The sequence below is a fragment of the Levilactobacillus fujinensis genome, from assembly GCF_003946335.1.
Lineage (GTDB): Bacteria > Bacillota > Bacilli > Lactobacillales > Lactobacillaceae > Levilactobacillus > Levilactobacillus fujinensis.
The window spans coordinates 67,779-84,936 of sequence record NZ_RHNX01000003.1; the positions used below are offsets into that span (position 1 = coordinate 67,779).

The following is a 17,158-nucleotide window of genomic DNA, read 5'->3' on the forward strand; positions in this document are numbered from 1 at the left end:
CTGAGCATTCATGTGCTACCTTTGTCGCACATTTACACCCAGGCCCTCCCCTTGCAAAGCACGTTTCACCAGTCGAATCGACCCTCATCGATTCGACTGGTCATGACTAACCTCATGCGAACGCTACGGTCATCCGGTTACCCCCTCTTGGCCGTTAGCTAAATTAAACTATGAACACGAGCAATCGCAGTTGACTGCACAGCTACCCGATTGGTCGTGTTTAAAAGAAGGGACCGGCTCTACTAATCTGTGGAGCTGGTCTCTTTGTATATGTATATATCGAAGGTTGAAAGTCCCGAAACACACATTATGACCGTTGTCACAACGATACTGGGTCTAAAATTAGGCAACGTTGTCCAACCATCGCCTTACCGGCCGGCAGATATGGGCTGGAACGGTGCGAACACGCGCCTGAGCCCATATCTGCCGACCTCTCGGCTGACGTAGTTGGTCTGAGGCAACATGGCTCATGCCGTTTGAAGCGCTATTGAATTATGCTTAAACTTTAGCGACCACTTGGGATTCAGTGATTAGAATTGACGAGCACAATCAAAGCCGGAGGCGGCCAGGGATGTAGCTAGCCGTGTCGACGATATTAGTCGGCGTCTTTTCCGACTTACATCGTGGGACGACCTGGGAGATGCCTGATCTTGGCGGCTCTCAGGCGAGCTGGAAGCCCGTCCTTTGGCTGGAAGCGTTCCCCCCACAGCAAGCGGAATCCCTGGCGGCCGGAGTGCAGTTGTTTTCACTAATTTAGCCGTGATAATTCCTACTGCTGCAAGCGTAACGCAAACATTTTGGCTTTCAACCTTCAGTATATATCACAATTTTTCCGTAGAAATCACCCACAACGAATAAAGAAAGGCCCTTACTTATGCAAAAATACTTAACCTTTGACTGCTACGGCACCCTCTTACAAGAGGCCGGCACCTATGATACCATCGCTCAATTAGCCCGAAAAATCGGTGTTGATCCGCAGCTGGCACGCGACCGCTTCGTGACGTATCAAGACGACCGCAATAATATGCATCCCTACATTGACTACGACTTACTGACCCGTAACAACCTCATTCACTTAGACTATCAGTTTGGTCTCAAGCACCAATTTGAAAGCTATTACGTGGATGTGTTAACCGCCCATCGAAATCTCAAACCCTTCCCAGAAGTCATTCGGACATTACAGGCCTTACAACAGCGAGACTATCACTTGATCATGATGTCCAACTCTTCATGGGACATCATTCCGGCCAACGCTGCGGCTCTCCAAGTTCCCTTTGATATCTGGACAGCCGAAGACGTTCACGCTTACAAACCCGACCTGCACTTCTTCAACACGGTCGCCGACCACTACGGTTTCACGACCGACAATCACTGGCACATTGCCCAAGGCTACGCCAGTGACATCGTCCCCGCTGACCAACTTGGCTGGAAATCCATCTGGATCAATCGCGACAATGCGGCACCAACCACGGCGGCAGTTCCCACCTATGCCGCGGCTACGCTGGATAAAATTTTAGCATGGCTATAACTTTTACCTAAAGACTGCCGCGCCAACAGTCACAATAATTATTTTGGATCTTTCAGTCTTTAAATTTAGCTTTGAAAAACGCTTCGATTGTGGGGTATACTAGATGCAATTGAACGCGGGCAAAGCGACCAACCATTAAATTAATAATACTTGTATATCTCTTAACGACACCTTCGCTAACGGGAAAAGTATGATGTTAATCGTACTTGACCCGCGAACGGAGGTTTTTTATTTCATGACAGAAACACCAAATGCTTCAGCAACTCGTTTTTCAGTTTTTGGTTCCGCCGGTCTCGCTTTTTGTGGCGTACTGGTTGAAACCTCAATGAATGTCACTTTTCCCACCCTAATGACGCAGTTTCACACGTCGCTCAACGCCGTCCAGTGGGTCACTACGGCCTATTTACTAGCGGTCGCCGCGACCATGGTCATTACGGCATTTATTCAAAGTCGCTTTCGCCTCAAAGCCATTATTAGCGTTGGTGGAACGGCCTTTGTTGTGGGCGGTATGCTCTGTGCACTCGCCCCTTCGCTCCCGATTCTACTACTTGGCCGGGTAATTCAAGCTGTGGGGACGGGGTTCGCCATGCCACTCGTTTTTGCGCTGATCATGCATCAAGTGCCCTTTGCCCAACAAGGTCGCTATACCGGGACTGCCGGCATGCTAATTGCCTTGGCACCTTCCCTCGGTCCAACCTATGGTGGCTTAATGACGCAACTCCTTAGCTGGCGCCTCATTTTCTGGCTCACCCTGCCAATTGGTCTTATTTCTTGGCTGGTCGCCGTGACTCACCTGCAGCAGACCTGGGATACCGAACACCGGTCATTTCCTTGGGGGCAGTTCATCCTAATCGTAGCGGCCCTTGGTCTGACCACCTTAGCCTTTAATAACGCCGGAAACGATGGCTTTGGGGCACCCGGATTCTACGGGCTCTTCCTTTTGGCCTGTGTGGCATTGGCTGGGTTCATCTGGCTTGCCAACCGAGGTGAACAGCCCCTCTTACAACTCAAGATTTTCCGCCACACCACCTTTAGCAAGGTCCTCTTCCTTTACTTCTTAATTCAATTTACACAAATTGGTCTGACCTTTCTCCTACCAAACTTCACACAACTCGTCTTGGGCAAAAACGCCATGGTATCAGGGTTAATGTTGCTTGCTGGGAGTCTAACATCGGCCATCTTGTCGCCAGTCGCCGGACGCCTGATGGACCATCGGGGCGTCACCTTACCCTTACGTCTTGGGGCCAGTTGTCTTCTGTTAACCGCCATTTTGTTTATGCTCGTCGCCAACCGGTTATCGGTTCCCCTGATTATTGGCCTGTTCGTCTTATTTCAGTTCGGCTTCAGCTTCATGTTTAACAATCTCTTGACCTTTGGGCTACAACAACTCCCCCGGCCACAGATTGGGGACGGAAATGCGGCCTTCAACACCCTTCAACAGTACTCGGGCTCCTTGGGAACGGCCATCATGGCAGCCTCCCTCGCCCTGGGCGCCAAGTTCCAGCCGGCAGCTAATGCCATTAATCAGACCCGCTTTGGGACCGTTCTAGCTCTCAGCCTAACGCTTGCCGTCATGATTGTTGTATTCATAGTGACCTTCACGATTCGGCAACCGGCTAAGGCAAAGTAAATTGCACAAAAAAATTCTGGAGATCTCTATCCAGAATTTTTTAGTTAACCAACTAAATAAAGTTAAGATGTTCACGTGACGCTGTGACGACGCGGATTATTTCCGCTAGCTTAGTAGAAAACCAGGCTTGGAGACTCGACATTTTCGAGGCTTCAAGTTATATCCGCACCGCTCCAGCTTTAATCCCTTAGCTCCCGATTAAATTGGCGCGACCCGGTACCGCAGCACGGTCTTAGCCTTTTCTGGTGCCGTTCGCCGCGTGTCGGTCAGATAAATTTCGCGGTGCCAATAGTCGCCCATGGTCGATATCACCTTGAGCTTTTGCGCCTCTAGGACCGTCTGGAGCTGGGTAAACGTGGCCGGTTCCTCATCAAAGGGGCCGTGATGAATGGTCTGCAGGACTTGGCCCTCAGCATAATTTTCCCATTTTAAATCGTTAAAATACGGATTGGTCTTCTTGCCCATGACTCGCGCCACAGCGGCCTGAAAGTCCTGTTCCGTTAAACGGTCCGGTTGGCGTAGCATGATTTTATAACGCAGCGCCGCCTTATTTAATTGCGCGCCACGTGACCCATCGCTAGTCGTCCAGACACCTTCCAACGGATAAACCGTGTATTCGTACGGATCGCCGAGTTCGCCACGTTTCAACGCCATTCGCAGGTCGTAGGCCACTGGATACAACGCGCCAATATGTTCCGCAAAGTCCGGCTGATTGGGATCACCCGCGCCAGTTAACGTGATAAAATTCAACGCTGGCAAAGTCAGCAACGTCGGTTCTTTCGGCAAGTACCAGTTCTTTTCCGCTTTCCGCCATTCATGTTTCATGGAAATACCTCCTAGAAACGCTATTTACGTGTTAGTATACCAAACCCTACTAGGAAACCCCGCTTTAATCTCCGAATCTACATGCCGAAAGGTGGCCACAGCCAGCGGATTCCCTAGCAGTCGGCGTGCGGCTAGTATACCTAATTTTAGCAATAACAATTCCTACGGTCACAAGAATAAGGTAAACGTTTTGGTCCTCAACCTTCAGACGTCAACTTCAGCTAGCACCGCCACTTCAAGCGCAACGATGGTCCATCCCTTAGTGATTTACTTTTCAACTAACGGCACGAGCATCTCACCATGCACGCCGTTTTCGTCTTGTGCCGTCATGTATGACGTGTTGGGTCCACCGACGTACGCATAATCCGTCAGTTGCGGTAAAATTTCACCGAACGCTGGTCCTTCGAGGGCATTGTACAGGCCCATTTGGTCGGCAGCCTCGCCCGTGATGACCAGGTACTTGCCGGCTGGAAATTCAATCAATCGTTGATCAGCAGCCGCGGCCGTATCAGCACTGACCTGCCGTCCAGCATAGTAGTGAAATTCGCCATTGATGGCTTCATTGACGGCGAAAGGATAGTCGTTGATTCCGGTCAATTGGTCTAGTGCGTGGTCCGCGTTGATTTTTTGCCAGAATGCCGTCTTCTGCTGTCCCATAGAAGGAAAATCTCCCGTGAGCACCGTGCCCAAACCCAATACCGTAAATGCTGGTTTCGTTTCAATCGTGTAATTTGCCATGTTGTTGTGGCCTCCTTAAGATGATAGACTCAGTATACAGATGAATAGTTCCAAAAACTGACACTGTTTGGAGGGGAAATTGATGACAAAAACGGCTCGGATCAACACAATGATGCGCTATATCAATAATCGTCAATACTTTACTATTCGCGAACTCATGACCCACTTTCAGGTCTCCCGGAGCACGGTCATCCGCGACCTCAATAACATTCAGGAGTTAGGCATGCCACTGACCGCCAGTGTGGGCCGAGACGGTGGCTACGCGGTACTTCAGAATCAGCTGCTGCCAGCCGTTCAGTTCAACAGCGAAGAACTGAAGGCCCTGTTCGTGAGTTTTCTGGCAACCCGCAACACCCAACTCCCCTACCTTCAGAACCGAAATACGCTCACGGAAAAGCTGGTGGCGATTGCCTCACAGACCCAGCAAGACGACCTGTTGACGCTGCAGGAGTTGCTGGTATTTAGCCACACCAACCCCGCCAACACGCGACTGACCGAGCTTACAGATTTCGCGCCGCCGATGCTTAAAACGCTGCTGAACACCTGCCTGACCAGTCGCCAACTGCAGCTTACCCTTGCCACTTGCACCCAGACGGTCTGGGTTCGCCACGTCTTCAACCGCCAGGATAACTGGTGCATCGATGCCTGGGACCTCAGCAACCAGCAATTTTGCGAAATCAAAGTCGCTGACATTCAGCAAATCTCCCCGGTCGAGCGGGAGAAAACGTTGGCCCCCGCGACAATTAACGCCGCCATCAAAGCGGCCCGCCCAGCACCGAACGTCAGCGTGCGATTGACCGCTGTGGCTATCCAGCAGTTTCGCCAACATCCACACCCGACCATACCACTCCAATTTCTAGATCCCTTCCAGCAGACAGCCAAGTTCGACTGCTATCTCGACGTTCACCGGCCACAACAGCTCACCGATTTTAGTCATTGGCTGCTTTATTTGGGGAGCGCCGCGCGGTTGACGGCGGCCCCAACTGAACTGGTGACTGCATTGCGGCGAGAGGTCACGGAAATTGCTGAACAGTTGCCGTAATGTTTTATGTGAACGGAGCGCCGCTGATTGGTCCAACCATGTATTTTTCTCCGTACTCCCCATGGTATCCTCCCGACAAGTCTGCTACACTCAATTCAAACGACACATTTGACTAATCAAGTGTCGTCCTGTTGGAGGAGGAGTTCCCTATTGAAAAAATCAACAGTCACCACCCGAATTTTCTGTCTTTCCTTGGTCGTCAGCTTTTTATTAGCTATCGGCCTTCCCATCACGGCGCAGGCCGATACCTGGAAAAAAATTCAGTGGGTCACGCTTACTGAGGACGTGACGGTCAAGAAAATTAATAACCGGACCCAGCACGTCGTCAGCCAGTCCGTCGCGAAATCTGGGAAATATTATCTGCTGCGGCGCGAAAAGGGACCGAACCTTTGGGTGTTACATTCTGGAAAATACACGACTAACGGCACCTATACTTACGCCGTTAACCGTAAGAAAAACGTTTACTACTGGTACGCCCATGGTAAGCATCCCACGAAACCCGCCAATTTTAAATTTGCTAAGTTCAGTCAATTCTCGACATCGACCTATCGACCAGGTTATGCGGACATTTACATGGATGGCTCACAGAAATTTTATAGCGGTCAACCACACACCAAGGCTGTCTTTAAACTGACTGACAATTTACATCCCCTACAAGTAAAGCGCAGCGCCACGTCTAGCACTACCCTAGATGTCTTGTTTAACGGAAAAAGTGCGCAAGTCACCCCCACGAACAAAGACGCCCTGAGCGTTTACCCCTACAATTCAGAAAAGCTCGACTACGAATCAGTTATTTCTCAGGCCTCCCCATACTCAGGAAAGGCCGTCTTGCCTAAGGGCTTCAACATGAAAAAAATTACTTGGTGGGATCAGACCGGTGTGGACGCCGATGGCGACGACACCGACGCTTACTATCGCTTGGTTCATGGCGGTTGGGTCTATATCGACTAACCTTTTTTTAAGTCAACAAAAACACAGGAGTCTGGGACAAACCCCAGACTCCTGTGCTATCTCCAAATTTACGTTGCTGAAACGTGGGACAAAAGGCGATTAGCTGACTCCGCTTAAAACGGATAACCAAATAATCCAAGCCCGGGATTATTCGGCTATCCGCCTTAATGCTCGCCAGCTAATCGCCTTTTGTCCCACTCTCGTTTTTTTGCATATTCTACCGCAACAAGTACCCACCATCGACCGGCAACATGACGCCAGTCACATAGTCCGAAGCACTGCTGGCCAGAAAGACCATTGGCCCCATCAAGTCAGTTGGCACACCCCACTCGCCGTTGGGAATGTGGCCGGCAATCTCTGGCCCACGCACCGCATCTTCTTGTAGCGGCTTGGTCATATCGGTACTGATATAGCCCGGTGCTAACCCGTTGACCTGTACGTGGTATGGTGCCAAGGCATCGGCATACGACTTAGTCAGTCCGACCACCCCATGCTTGCTGGCGGCGTACGGAAAGATTCGTTTGCCCGCCCGGTACGATTGCATCGAACCAATATTAATGATTTTACCGTGCTTTTGGTCGGCCATGACCTTGGCCGCCGCGTGGGAGAGGTAGTAGGTCGCGTTCAAATTGGTGTCGATCACTTTCCGCCAGTCCGCATCCTCGAAGTCCAGCACGTCATTGCGAATCTGAATACCGGCGTTGTTGACCAGAATATCCAGCTGCCCAAATTCTTTTACCGTTGCGGCGACCACCTTTTCAGCGGCCCCGGACTCGGTGATGTCTTGTTGTAAGAAACTAATCCGTTGACCATAACTCTCCACGGCCTGGCGAATGTCATCCCATCCGCGTTGTGACTGGCTCACGACCATGATATCCGCGCCATACTCAGCTAACGCAATCGAATAGTATTTACCTAATCCGTGCGCACCACCGGTAATCAATGCCACTTGGCCGTGTAGTGAAAAACTCTGACGATCAAATTTTGTCATTCTATTTTTATCTCCTTTAACAATACGTGCGTTTCAAAGTAACACCTGTTGCCCACCAACACAATTCCTTTGCTAATCCAGCTCGTTAATAGCCTGCCTTTAACTGGGGCCTGCCATCCTTGGAGCCTTGGAATTTTTGAGACTTCAAGTTGCGCTCGCACCGTTCCAGCCCATCTTTGCCGGCCGGTAAGGCGCTGACTGGACAAAGTCGTCTAGTTCTAGTCTCAGTATCATTGCGACAACACTCATAATACGCGTTTTGAAACTTTCCTTGGGTGTAATAACCTCAGTGTACCATGCCGGTCAGCAAAAAAGCTCGGGACATTCCCCCGAGCTTTCATTTCATGCTTATGAAGCTATTTTGCTTGGTGCCGTAATTCCATTTCGATTTCTTCCAGTGACTTGCCCCGCGTTTCGGGAACCAAGTAGTGGACGAAGAACATTGACAGCACGGCGAAGACCGCAAAGACGGCAAACGGGCCACCGACGTTGTTGTGGAAGTAAGACAACATGACCAAGAAAAATTGGGAAACTAAGAAGTTACCAATCCAGTTTGCGGCGGACCCAATCGATGACCCAATCCCCCGGACACTCAATGGGAAGATCTCTCCAATGGTGACCCAGGCAATTGGTCCCCAGGAAATGGCGAACCCGAAGATGTAGATGGCGATTAAGATCATGGTTGGAATGGCCGCCGCGTGAATGTTGACGGTAAAGTTCAGTACCGCTAAAATTCCCAGTGACACGGCCATGACGATCGACCCAAACATCAGGAAGGTCTTGCGGTTGAATTTATCCATGATAAACGTTGCCAAGACGGTAACGACAAAGTTCACGATCCCAATCCCAACCGAGATCCAGATGGCGCTACCTTCAGCGAAACCGAAACCTTTAATGAAGACTTGGGGCAAGAAGTAAATGACGGAGTTGATGCCGACCAATTGTTGGAGCAACATGATACCCACGGCCACAATCACGGCCGGACGGGCAATCGTAAATAGTTCCTTGACGCCACCCTTAGGCTGGTGTGCAACCATTTCGATGTCGGCCAATTCCTTTTCGGGATCATCGGCCGTATTTTTACGCAACATTTTCAAAACGCTCAGGGCTTCTTCAGTATGGCCCTTTTCAGCCAAAAATCGTGGTGATTCGGGTAGCATCAAGCCCCCAATCAGTAACATGGCAGCTGGAATCAACGCGGACCCCAGCATCCAGCGCCAGTCGCGAACGCCCAATAAGTTGTGATTCAGGAAACCCAGGTTAGACACGTATGCCAGTAAAATCCCCAGCGTAATCATGAGTTGAAAGAGCGTTCCCAACGACCCCCGCCGTTCTGCGGGCGCCAGTTCGGCCAGGTACGCTGGTGTCAACGCCGAAGCGGACCCCACGGCAAAACCCAAGATGATCCGGGCGATGACCATGGACCAGAAACCCACGGCGACCATGGAGAGTGAAGACCCCAAGAGAAACAGGATCGCCGCTAAAATCAACAGTCGCTTACGACCAAAGCGGTCAGCCAACGGCCCGACGCCCAATGCCCCGACCGAAGACCCAATCAATACAGAAGACGTAATGAATCCGGTCTGAGCGATGTCCAACTGAAAGCTATTTTCAATCAGTGGTGAGGCCCCAGAAATAATCCCCGTATCAAATCCAAATAGGAGGCCTCCTAACGCACCAAATGTGAAAATAAAAAACGTACTTAAATGTCGGTTCATGAATAATGTCCTCACCTTTCGTAAATAATCAGCAGATATAAGATAACACTTGTACGCACTTGTGTAAACGCTTACGATGGTGATTTAACAGCCTTTTGTTCAATCAGACCGCACGTAATCGACCCAAATCAGTCTATACCAATTTATTGTAAAGGATATGTAAAACGGGAACGGTCATGACGGCAAAAAGTGAGTTCACTAGACCAATTATGTGTGGTCTTACACATGCTTCCACCAGAAAAAAAGTTAAAAAAATTCCGTTAACCGGTCATTAAGACTAGTTAACGGAAATAGTGTTCCTATATTTAGACTAGGTTGAATTGGTCCGTACAGGATGCATGAAACTTTCGCCTGACAATCATGGTCAGACCAGTTTTACTCTAAAAAGTTTAACGAATTATGAACACACTACCTGGGCTCACCCCACGTTGCCAATCCTAAGCCACAGTCATTTTGCCGTCCATGATCATGTAGGTCTTATCAGCGAACTCTTGGAGCCGCAAGTCGTGCGTCACCACCACGATGGCCTTGTTATGCTGTTTGGCTAAGTCGTGTAGCAGCTGCCCAACGACCTTGACCCGGTCACTGTCTAGCGCTGCCGTCGGTTCGTCGGCCAAGATGATGTCTGGATTCTGATACAGTGCCCGCGCAATGGCGACCCGTTGCGTTTGCCCACCGGAAAGTTCGGTCGGAAATTGATCGATCAGCTCCCCAATACCCAGTTGGGCTAACAGCTCGTCCAGCGCTACTGCATCTAGGTTACCCTGTGGTTTGACCCGGTCGACCAATTTGAATTGATCCTTCACAGTGAGATATGGCACCAGATTATAGGCCTGTAAAATAAAGCCGATTTGATTGAGCCGCAACGCATCGCGGGCCTTACCGGATAAGTCCTGTAGCGTCTTATCTTCGACGACGACCGATCCGGACGTGGGCGTCTGAATGCCCCCAGCAATCGTCAAGAAGGTACTCTTCCCCGACCCAGATGGTCCCAGAACCAGGCTCACTTCACCTGCGTTGGCCTCGAAACTAATATCGTGTAAGACGGTCACCTCGTTGGTTGCGTGGCCGAATTTTTTATTCACATTTGTTAATGCTAATGCTGGCATCGCTTATCCTCCAATCACGCTGACGGGGTCAACGTTTAAAATAATCTTGACGGGAATCAGCGCCCCAATCACGCCGGTCAACAGAATGCCGGCCGTGACGCCCCCTAATAAGGGAAGATTAAAACTCATCGGCACGCCCGCGGGTAGTGCCAGAACAGTTGCCAGTGTCAGTGCGGCGCCGATTGCCAGGCCACCCACAACCAGCAGGAGTGCTTGACTAATGGTCGTCGTGACCAGCACCTTAGCGGGGATCCCCTGCGCTCGTAAAACAGCGTAATTCGGTAACTTTTGCATGGTTAAGATGTACAGAAAGACGGCAATAACGACCATCGCGATGATCATCAGAAAGGCGATCATGAAGGTAAACGTTGTGTTCTGTGCGGAGTAACCGGGCAGCTTGTTGATAAATTGACTCATGCTCAGCGTATCCAATCCATGTTTCGCCGAAAAATTGGCGTCGTTGGACACGATCCCGTTGGCTTTGTAATCGCTGGTCACGTGACTCAACGTCCGCCAAGTCCCGAGCGACCCGTAAACCACTGGCGCCACACTCATCTTGGCATTATGGGTAAAGCCAACGATGGTGTACTTGCTGCTGGTCGAGTTCAGCGTGACCTTGTCGCCCAGCGCATAGCCGTTAGCCTTAAAACTATCGTCGACCATGATTTGATTGGCTTTAGCTGGTTTGTGTCCACTCGTCACCTTGATCGTTTTATAAATAAATTGATCACGAGAAATCCCCAGAAATTGTGCAGATAGTTTTGCTTGCCCTTTGGCCTTGGCAACGACCCCGGCTTGCCCCAAGTAAGCTTCGTGGCTGGTCATGTTGACCTTCTTCGCCGTTGTACTGGTAATTAACGATTGTGACAGACTGTCGTTGGCGTCCTTATCGAGAGCAACCCGACTGGCATCCCACGAGGAGATAGCCTGTGTGTTCTGTTGGGCGAGACCGTAAGCCAGTCCGCTCAAGACGAATACGAGGTACGTGACTAAAACGATCATACCGATGATCAGCCCATACCGGAGCTTCTCGTGGCGAATTTCCTTTAAGGCTAAAAACATTAATGTTCCTCCTTTAACAGCGACAGCGTTTGTTGGAAACGGGCCAGTGCTGTGTCTCTGTCGGCCGGTTGCAACATAATTTCTTTAATCGTCGCGTGACTCAAGGTCATCGCCGCCCAGTCCGCAGCCGGCAAGGTCACCGGCACCGGTCGTTCGGGCAACAAGCTTTCGTTCTCACTGTAGTGCCGCCGAATCAGCTGGTCGTACTGGCTATTGGTAAAGTGATCGACAAATTGTTCGACCGCATCGTAGTAAGGTTGCGGTTGAAATTGACCACTGGGAGTCACGTCAAAGTCACGGTGAATCTCCTGCATGGCCGTATGATAAAGGTACTGGTAGGCGTCGGTCAGGTCATCGAAATATTTATAGAAGGCCCCGCGCGCGATGCCAGCGCCGGTCACGATGCGAGCCACCTGAGCATCGGCCAAGCCGTGTGCGGAAAATTCGGTCAGCAAGGCTGCCGTCACCCGCGCCTGTTTTTCAGCGGTTAAATGAACAAAAGTTGTTGAAGGCATAAGCTGTCTCCTTTCGGTAAAGCTAAATTTAAATTCGTATCCTCTCTAAAGTGACGCAGTGTCACTTATGTACAAAAAGCAGTTTACCATGCAGGTGACACCGTGTCAACTGTAGTCAAAAATAAAATCGGCGATATGGTTTGAACCCACCACATCGTCGATTATTTATTGGTTTGTTTAAGTTTTACTGGATATACTGACCGAATCTATTCATAGTTATGACTACTTCAACGCAATCAGGAATAAATTTCACCATAGCGTTCTCGATATTCCTTGCTACAACTTATGAACGAATAGCCGGCAACCAGGCCACTGAACACGACTTCACTGGTCGATTGAATCCGCCAGCAGGCCCATTGCCATCCGACTAACTAAAAACTCTCCGCGAAACGGATGCCACACCTATAATTCATTTGAGCAAAATCGCGGTCATTTCTAACCGATTTGCATTGCACCTCACGCTACTAGACGTTGCAGGACAAACTATTCATGTTACGCTTGCGACAGTGAGGATTATCGCCGCTAAATTCGTGGAAACAGCCACACTCCGACCGCCAAGGATTCCGCTTGTGCTCGTCCATTTCAAACGTTGCGTTCCAGATGAGTGCTAGCCTTTAGCGTAAGTCAATAACGTTTCTATTGGCATAATCCATGCTGCCTCAGAACAACCAAGTAAGCCGAGAGGCCGGCAGATATGGGCTCAGGCGCGTCCTTCTACTTAGTCAGGGGGTGCTTTCCCCACTGGCTTAGTAGAAAACCAAGCTTGGAGACTCGGCACTTTCGAGGCTTCAAGTTGTGTTCGCACCGATCCAGCCCATATCTGCTGGCCGGTAAGGCGATGACTGGACAATGTTGCCCAGTTTTAGCCTCATTGTTACACCCGTCATAATAAACGTTTTAGAATCTTCTTTAGTTACTCTACATTAAGATGTTCCGGTTCACCAATCAGAAGATGACCGGCGATGGCGATGACCAGGAAGGCCACGGCCACGCCGCAGACGCCCGTCCACCCGGCGTGACTCCACGCCCAGGTTGCGGACAAGGTCCCAATTGCCCCGCCCAGAAAGTAACTGAACATAAACACAGAATTGTTCCGACTACTTTCTCGCCGATTCAGCGACTGGACGATGGCCTGATTGGAAACCTGACTGAACTGGGTCCCCAGATCAAGCAGAACAATGCCGACAATTAAACCGAATAACCAGTGGCCAAGCAGCCAGAAGATCACAAACGCAATCCCAGAAAAGGCCATGCCCAGTCCAACCGTTAACCGCGGTGAGCGCTGGTCGACCAGGTTCCCGATCATTGGCGCCGCCAAGACGCCGGCGATGCCTAATAGACCAAGCAGGCCAGCAACGTTACTACCCAAATGGTATTGCGCCGCCAGGTAAAATGCTAACGTGGACCAGAGAACGTTGGACATGCCAAACAGACAGAACCCGTTGATGGCCGATCCCCGAAGCTCGCGTTGCGTCATGAACAATTTCGGCAACATCCCAATCACCTTTAAATAGTTCAGATCCTGATGCCCCCGTGCGTCGTGTGGCAAACGAAAATGGACGATGGCCAAGAAGACCAGGTCGATGGCCGCCGCAATCAGGTAGATATCCTGCCACGGCATGACGCTCCCCAGCAAGCCACTGAACGACCGCGACAGCAAGATTCCAGTCAGCAGACCGCTAAGCACGATGCCCAGCACCTTTCCCCGTTGCAGACTGGGGGCCAAGTACCCGGCGTAGGGAATGATGATCTGTGGTGCGACCGACGTGATGCCGACCAGCGTGGTGGCGACCGCAAAAACACCGGCATTGGGCGACCAAAATGCGAGTAACATGGAAAGAATCGATAGGATCATCATGAACTGGATCAAATGATAGCGATCAAAAATGTCGCCCAGCGGCACAATCAAGAGCAGGCCAAACGCGTATCCCAACTGCGTTAACATGGCGAGCATCCCGACGACGGCCTTTGATAGGTTGAAGTCGGCTGCAATCAAGTTCTCGATGGGTTGAATAAAGTTCAAGTTAGCCACGATGACCCCGGTCACCACGGCCATTAAAAGAATTGTACGACGTGATAATGCTGCTTGTGTCTTCACTGAAATAACCTCCTCAAAATAGTGTAGCCTTTTTCGCTGGAATTGAAAACCAACGCCAAAATGATAGCGGTTACGCTCTAAGCTGAGCTTGAAGCGCATTCATAACAAGTTCCCAGTCCAGCAACCGTCTGCGCGTCTAAGCGCAATTCCGACCGGACGGCTCGCAGTTTTAGGGTTAATTGGTTAAAATAGGTTAACCGCCTAACCAACCCGTAAATCAACGATAATTGGACTTGTGAATTTCAAAAATAATAATTTATTTGATAAACGAAATTTATTTTAGAATGTAGGCTTGTCGCCCATTCCGGTCGATTTAACCGTCATTTTAACGCCTCATCGCTTGTGAAATTCCGGCAAAAGGGTTGCAAAAGAAATTGGAATCGTTTACAATTACCCTTGTAAAGTTGGTTAAGCGATTAACACGTTTTAACAAGAACCACTTAATCATTCATAAATGCTTTCACAACAGCAATCATAAAACCGTTTTTTATTTTCAAAGTTTGTTAATCGCTTAACTACAGTCGAAAAGGAGTGAACGCATTGCTATTCGTAAATTTAGATTCATTTGACGCTCAGGACTACGAACGGATTCAAGAAGCCGTATCCTTCCTCAAAAGCACTGATTTAACGGCAACTCCCCTAGGTCGGAGCCATCAAGATGGTGAACGCTTCTACGTCCAAACGTTAGAATACGATACTGAACCGATCGAAGACTTCGAGTTTGAAATCCATAACAAGCGTCTGGACCTCCACTACATCGTGGAAGGCGAAGAACGTATCGACGTTGCCCCCGACACGAACTACGTTGGCATCAGCGATTACAACGATGAACGCGACATTCAATACGTCCAGCGGCCAACGGCTTTCAATCAGATTCACCTGCACAAGGGAGATTTCGTTTTGATTGGTATGCACGAACCACACCGGACTAACGGTCTCATCGACCAACCGACTCACGTTAGAAAAATCGTTTTGAAATTAGGTAAATAAGGAGCTTTCATCATGGATAATGCTGCGACACATGGAAAATGGACCGGTCGCCAGATTATGGTCCTCGCCGGCATCTGGCTGGCGTTCTTAATTAGTTTCATCACTCGGCTGTCATGGGCAACCATCATGCCTTCAGCCATCGATTCCTTACATTTCACCGTGCAACAAGGGAACTCATACTTAACTGCCTTCTACATTGGGTACGCCATCACGGTGCTGCCTGGTGGGATGCTCGCCGACAAGTTCGGTTACAAGAAGTTATTGCTTGCCGCCGTTACCGGTAACTTGATCGTCATGATTGCCATGGTCTTCATGCACGGTTACTGGGATGGGTTAGCCCTACGGTTCATCTTAGGGCTGGTCAGTGGTCCTGACTTATCTGCTTGTTTAGGGATTATCACCGAATGGTTCGATGGTAAGAAACGGGCGACTGCTACTGGGATCTTCAACACGTGTACCTCATTTGGGTTGACTGTGATCAACCTGTACGCCCCAACTGTCATGGTTCGTTACGGCTGGCGTGCTGCCTTAGGGGTAACCGCATTCTTCCCACTGGCTGCTTTGATTTTCTCTTACTTCGCTCTCAAGGGTAATCCGCCGTTTCCACAACAGTTTGGTATTAAGGAAGCTAACGGGAAGGTTGAACAAGAATCATCTATGGCCCGTTTACGCAAAGCCATCAACAACCGTTCCGTTTGGATGTTAGCCATTACCGGTTTATTCGCTACCGGTGCTAAATGGGGCGTTACCAACTGGGCCAACCTCTTCATCGTTAAGAGTTTGAAGTTCAGTCTGGTCACCGCCGGAACCGCCATGTCCATCTTCGGGATCACATCCGTTATCTCCATGATCGTTGCGGGTTGGATCTCCGACCATTCTAAATTATCTCGTCACATCTGGGCCGCTATCTTCATGGCCATCTTCACGCCAACCATCGTTGGATTCGCGTTGACCCCACAAGGTAACCTCGCCATGCTTTACTTCTGGACAGGTGCCATGGGGGTTGGGGCCTTCATGTTCAGTACCATCACCAACAACTTGTCCGTTGAAGTCGCACCAGCCGACCAACGGGGGACCGTTTCCGGATTCATCAACGTCTTTAACCAAGTTGGGTCCTTCTTGGCCCCCGTCCTACTGGGCCAGTTGTTAGCTTCAACCGGTAGCTATGTCACCTCATACCTAACTATCGCTGCCTTCCCGATTATCGCTGTGGTCGCCTTACTCTTTGTACGTGAGTCCGACGCAGATAAAAATAACTAACTATACTAAAGGAGAAATCACTCATGGAATTTGGACTAAGCAAGAGTCACCAACGTAACGAAAAGATCGAAAAACGGATTCAGACCGCTTTGGACTGGTTAGACGCCCGTTCAACTGAAGAATTATTAGCAGAACCCATTGGCAACAAGGTTATCGCTGACGGCGTTGAACTTCGTTTCCAAGAATACGACACCCGCGACTACGCTGAAATGACTTACGAAACCCACCGCGACCACATCGACATTCATTACATGATCACCGGTGCTGAATGGGTTCGTTGGGCCGACGAAGGCACTGCCGAAGCCGTTAGTCCTTACGATCCAGAGGAAGAAATCCAACGCTTTGGTCACCCTGCTTTCCATAGCAAGGCTCTCCTGACTGACCGTCACTACGCCATCTTCGACCCATCCGACTTACATGCCGCTCATGGGATGGTTGATGGCAAGGTTGGTCACAACCACAAGCTTTGCGTTAAGATCGCCATCAACTAGGTTTTACTAGTGCTCCCCCCTTGCATCGGGCACACCATTTGAAAAAGACATCAATGACCTGAACTTGGTCGTTGATGTCTTTTTTTGTTCAGCGAGTTAAAGGTCAAAGAGCCATTTTACGTAAAATTCCCGCCTGCGGCTACCAAGAATTCTACCTGCTGTGGGGACGCTCCGGACTGAGAAATGGTCCTCCGAATCGGCCGGTTACAT

16 protein-coding genes are annotated in these 17,158 nt (G+C 50.0%); 8 read left to right on the plus strand and 8 right to left on the minus strand.

Translation table 11 applies throughout. The features are described from left to right. Positions 1 to 264 precede the first annotated feature (264 nt). The 3 genes from EKM89_RS13985 (at position 265) to EKM89_RS01815 (ending at position 3,158) form a co-directional block, all read left to right on the plus strand. Positions 265 to 447 carry a hypothetical protein gene (locus EKM89_RS13985; RefSeq protein ID WP_164510477.1) on the plus strand — a complete coding sequence of 61 codons (183 nt, stop codon included), beginning with the start codon at positions 265 to 267 and terminating at the stop codon, positions 445 to 447. Positions 448 to 874: 427 nt separating this feature from the next. Then, positions 875 to 1,528, plus strand: coding sequence for an HAD family hydrolase (locus EKM89_RS01810; RefSeq protein ID WP_125685453.1), 654 nt, complete (start codon positions 875 to 877; stop codon positions 1,526 to 1,528). A gap of 235 nt (positions 1,529 to 1,763) precedes the next feature. After that, positions 1,764 to 3,158, plus strand: a complete 1,395-nt coding sequence (locus tag EKM89_RS01815) for a DHA2 family efflux MFS transporter permease subunit (protein ID WP_125685454.1) — start codon at positions 1,764 to 1,766, stop codon at positions 3,156 to 3,158. 198 nt (positions 3,159 to 3,356) lie between these two features. Here EKM89_RS01815 and EKM89_RS01820 read toward each other — a convergent pair whose 3' ends face one another. Both EKM89_RS01820 and EKM89_RS01825 read right to left on the minus strand, forming a co-directional pair. Then, a complete protein-coding gene (locus EKM89_RS01820) occupies positions 3,357 to 3,983 on the minus strand; it encodes a GyrI-like domain-containing protein (protein WP_125685455.1) in 627 nt (208 codons plus the stop codon). Positions 3,984 to 4,250: 267 nt separating this feature from the next. Then, positions 4,251 to 4,721: a GyrI-like domain-containing protein gene (locus EKM89_RS01825; protein ID WP_125685456.1), complete on the minus strand. Its 471-nt coding sequence runs from the start codon at positions 4,719 to 4,721 to the stop codon at positions 4,251 to 4,253. An 82-nt stretch (positions 4,722 to 4,803) separates the two neighbouring features. On the opposite strand from EKM89_RS01825, the gene EKM89_RS01830 reads away from it, so the two are divergent. Together EKM89_RS01830 and EKM89_RS01835 are read left to right on the plus strand one after the other, a co-directional pair. Further along, entirely contained in the window at positions 4,804 to 5,763 is a 960-nt protein-coding gene (locus EKM89_RS01830) for a helix-turn-helix transcriptional regulator (protein WP_125685457.1), read from the plus strand. Positions 5,764 to 5,913: 150 nt separating this feature from the next. Then, positions 5,914 to 6,714 (plus strand): hypothetical protein, encoded by an 801-nt coding sequence (locus EKM89_RS01835; protein WP_125685458.1) that lies wholly within the window; start codon positions 5,914 to 5,916, stop codon positions 6,712 to 6,714. A gap of 217 nt (positions 6,715 to 6,931) precedes the next feature. Here EKM89_RS01835 and EKM89_RS01840 read toward each other — a convergent pair whose 3' ends face one another. The 6 genes from EKM89_RS01840 to EKM89_RS01865 all read right to left on the minus strand — a co-directional run bounded on the left by EKM89_RS01840 (position 6,932) and on the right by EKM89_RS01865 (position 14,207). Then, positions 6,932 to 7,705: an SDR family NAD(P)-dependent oxidoreductase gene (locus tag EKM89_RS01840; protein ID WP_125685459.1), complete on the minus strand. Its 774-nt coding sequence runs from the start codon at positions 7,703 to 7,705 to the stop codon at positions 6,932 to 6,934. Between the two features lie 356 nt (positions 7,706 to 8,061). After that, positions 8,062 to 9,423, minus strand: coding sequence for a sugar porter family MFS transporter (locus EKM89_RS01845; RefSeq protein ID WP_125685460.1), 1,362 nt, complete (start codon positions 9,421 to 9,423; stop codon positions 8,062 to 8,064). A 437-nt stretch (positions 9,424 to 9,860) separates the two neighbouring features. Next, positions 9,861 to 10,532: an ABC transporter ATP-binding protein gene (locus EKM89_RS01850; protein ID WP_125685461.1), complete on the minus strand. Its 672-nt coding sequence runs from the start codon at positions 10,530 to 10,532 to the stop codon at positions 9,861 to 9,863. Positions 10,533 to 10,535: 3 nt separating this feature from the next. Further along, the gene (locus tag EKM89_RS01855; RefSeq protein WP_125685462.1) at positions 10,536 to 11,594 is read right to left on the minus strand and encodes an ABC transporter permease; all 1,059 of its coding nucleotides are present in this window, start codon (positions 11,592 to 11,594) and stop codon (positions 10,536 to 10,538) included. Beyond that, positions 11,594 to 12,109, minus strand: coding sequence for a TetR/AcrR family transcriptional regulator (locus tag EKM89_RS01860; protein WP_125685463.1), 516 nt, complete (start codon positions 12,107 to 12,109; stop codon positions 11,594 to 11,596). The genes EKM89_RS01855 and EKM89_RS01860 overlap by 1 nt, the downstream gene beginning before the upstream one ends. A 913-nt stretch (positions 12,110 to 13,022) precedes the next feature. Continuing rightward, entirely contained in the window at positions 13,023 to 14,207 is a 1,185-nt protein-coding gene (locus tag EKM89_RS01865) for an MFS transporter (RefSeq protein WP_164510478.1), read from the minus strand. A gap of 531 nt (positions 14,208 to 14,738) precedes the next feature. On the opposite strand from EKM89_RS01865, the gene EKM89_RS01870 reads away from it, so the two are divergent. The 3 genes from EKM89_RS01870 to EKM89_RS01880 are packed head-to-tail and all read left to right on the plus strand — an operon-like array spanning position 14,739 to position 16,948. Continuing rightward, complete coding sequence (locus EKM89_RS01870) at positions 14,739 to 15,197, plus strand: YhcH/YjgK/YiaL family protein (protein ID WP_225421792.1); 459 nt, start codon at positions 14,739 to 14,741, stop codon at positions 15,195 to 15,197. A gap of 12 nt (positions 15,198 to 15,209) precedes the next feature. After that, entirely contained in the window at positions 15,210 to 16,457 is a 1,248-nt protein-coding gene (locus EKM89_RS01875) for an MFS transporter (RefSeq protein WP_125685465.1), read from the plus strand. A 23-nt stretch (positions 16,458 to 16,480) separates the two neighbouring features. Beyond that, a complete protein-coding gene (locus EKM89_RS01880) occupies positions 16,481 to 16,948 on the plus strand; it encodes a YhcH/YjgK/YiaL family protein (RefSeq protein WP_125685466.1) in 468 nt (155 codons plus the stop codon). Positions 16,949 to 17,158 lie beyond the last annotated feature (210 nt).

What these genes read in the sequence shown, in the direction of transcription:
- EKM89_RS01810 (WP_125685453.1), top strand. Translation starts at nt 875, where the DNA reads ATGCAAAAATACTTAACCTTTGACTGCTACGGCACCCTCTTACAAGAG.
- EKM89_RS01815 (WP_125685454.1), top strand. Translation starts at nt 1,764, where the DNA reads ATGACAGAAACACCAAATGCTTCAGCAACTCGTTTTTCAGTTTTTGGT.
- EKM89_RS01820 (WP_125685455.1), bottom strand. Translation starts at nt 3,983, where the DNA reads ATGAAACATGAATGGCGGAAAGCGGAAAAGAACTGGTACTTGCCGAAA.
- EKM89_RS01825 (WP_125685456.1), bottom strand. Translation starts at nt 4,721, where the DNA reads ATGGCAAATTACACGATTGAAACGAAACCAGCATTTACGGTATTGGGT.
- EKM89_RS01830 (WP_125685457.1), top strand. Translation starts at nt 4,804, where the DNA reads ATGACAAAAACGGCTCGGATCAACACAATGATGCGCTATATCAATAAT.
- EKM89_RS01840 (WP_125685459.1), bottom strand. Translation starts at nt 7,705, where the DNA reads ATGACAAAATTTGATCGTCAGAGTTTTTCACTACACGGCCAAGTGGCA.
- EKM89_RS01845 (WP_125685460.1), bottom strand. Translation starts at nt 9,423, where the DNA reads ATGAACCGACATTTAAGTACGTTTTTTATTTTCACATTTGGTGCGTTA.
- EKM89_RS01850 (WP_125685461.1), bottom strand. Translation starts at nt 10,532, where the DNA reads ATGCCAGCATTAGCATTAACAAATGTGAATAAAAAATTCGGCCACGCA.
- EKM89_RS01855 (WP_125685462.1), bottom strand. Translation starts at nt 11,594, where the DNA reads ATGTTTTTAGCCTTAAAGGAAATTCGCCACGAGAAGCTCCGGTATGGG.
- EKM89_RS01860 (WP_125685463.1), bottom strand. Translation starts at nt 12,109, where the DNA reads ATGCCTTCAACAACTTTTGTTCATTTAACCGCTGAAAAACAGGCGCGG.
- EKM89_RS01875 (WP_125685465.1), top strand. Translation starts at nt 15,210, where the DNA reads ATGGATAATGCTGCGACACATGGAAAATGGACCGGTCGCCAGATTATG.
- EKM89_RS01880 (WP_125685466.1), top strand. Translation starts at nt 16,481, where the DNA reads ATGGAATTTGGACTAAGCAAGAGTCACCAACGTAACGAAAAGATCGAA.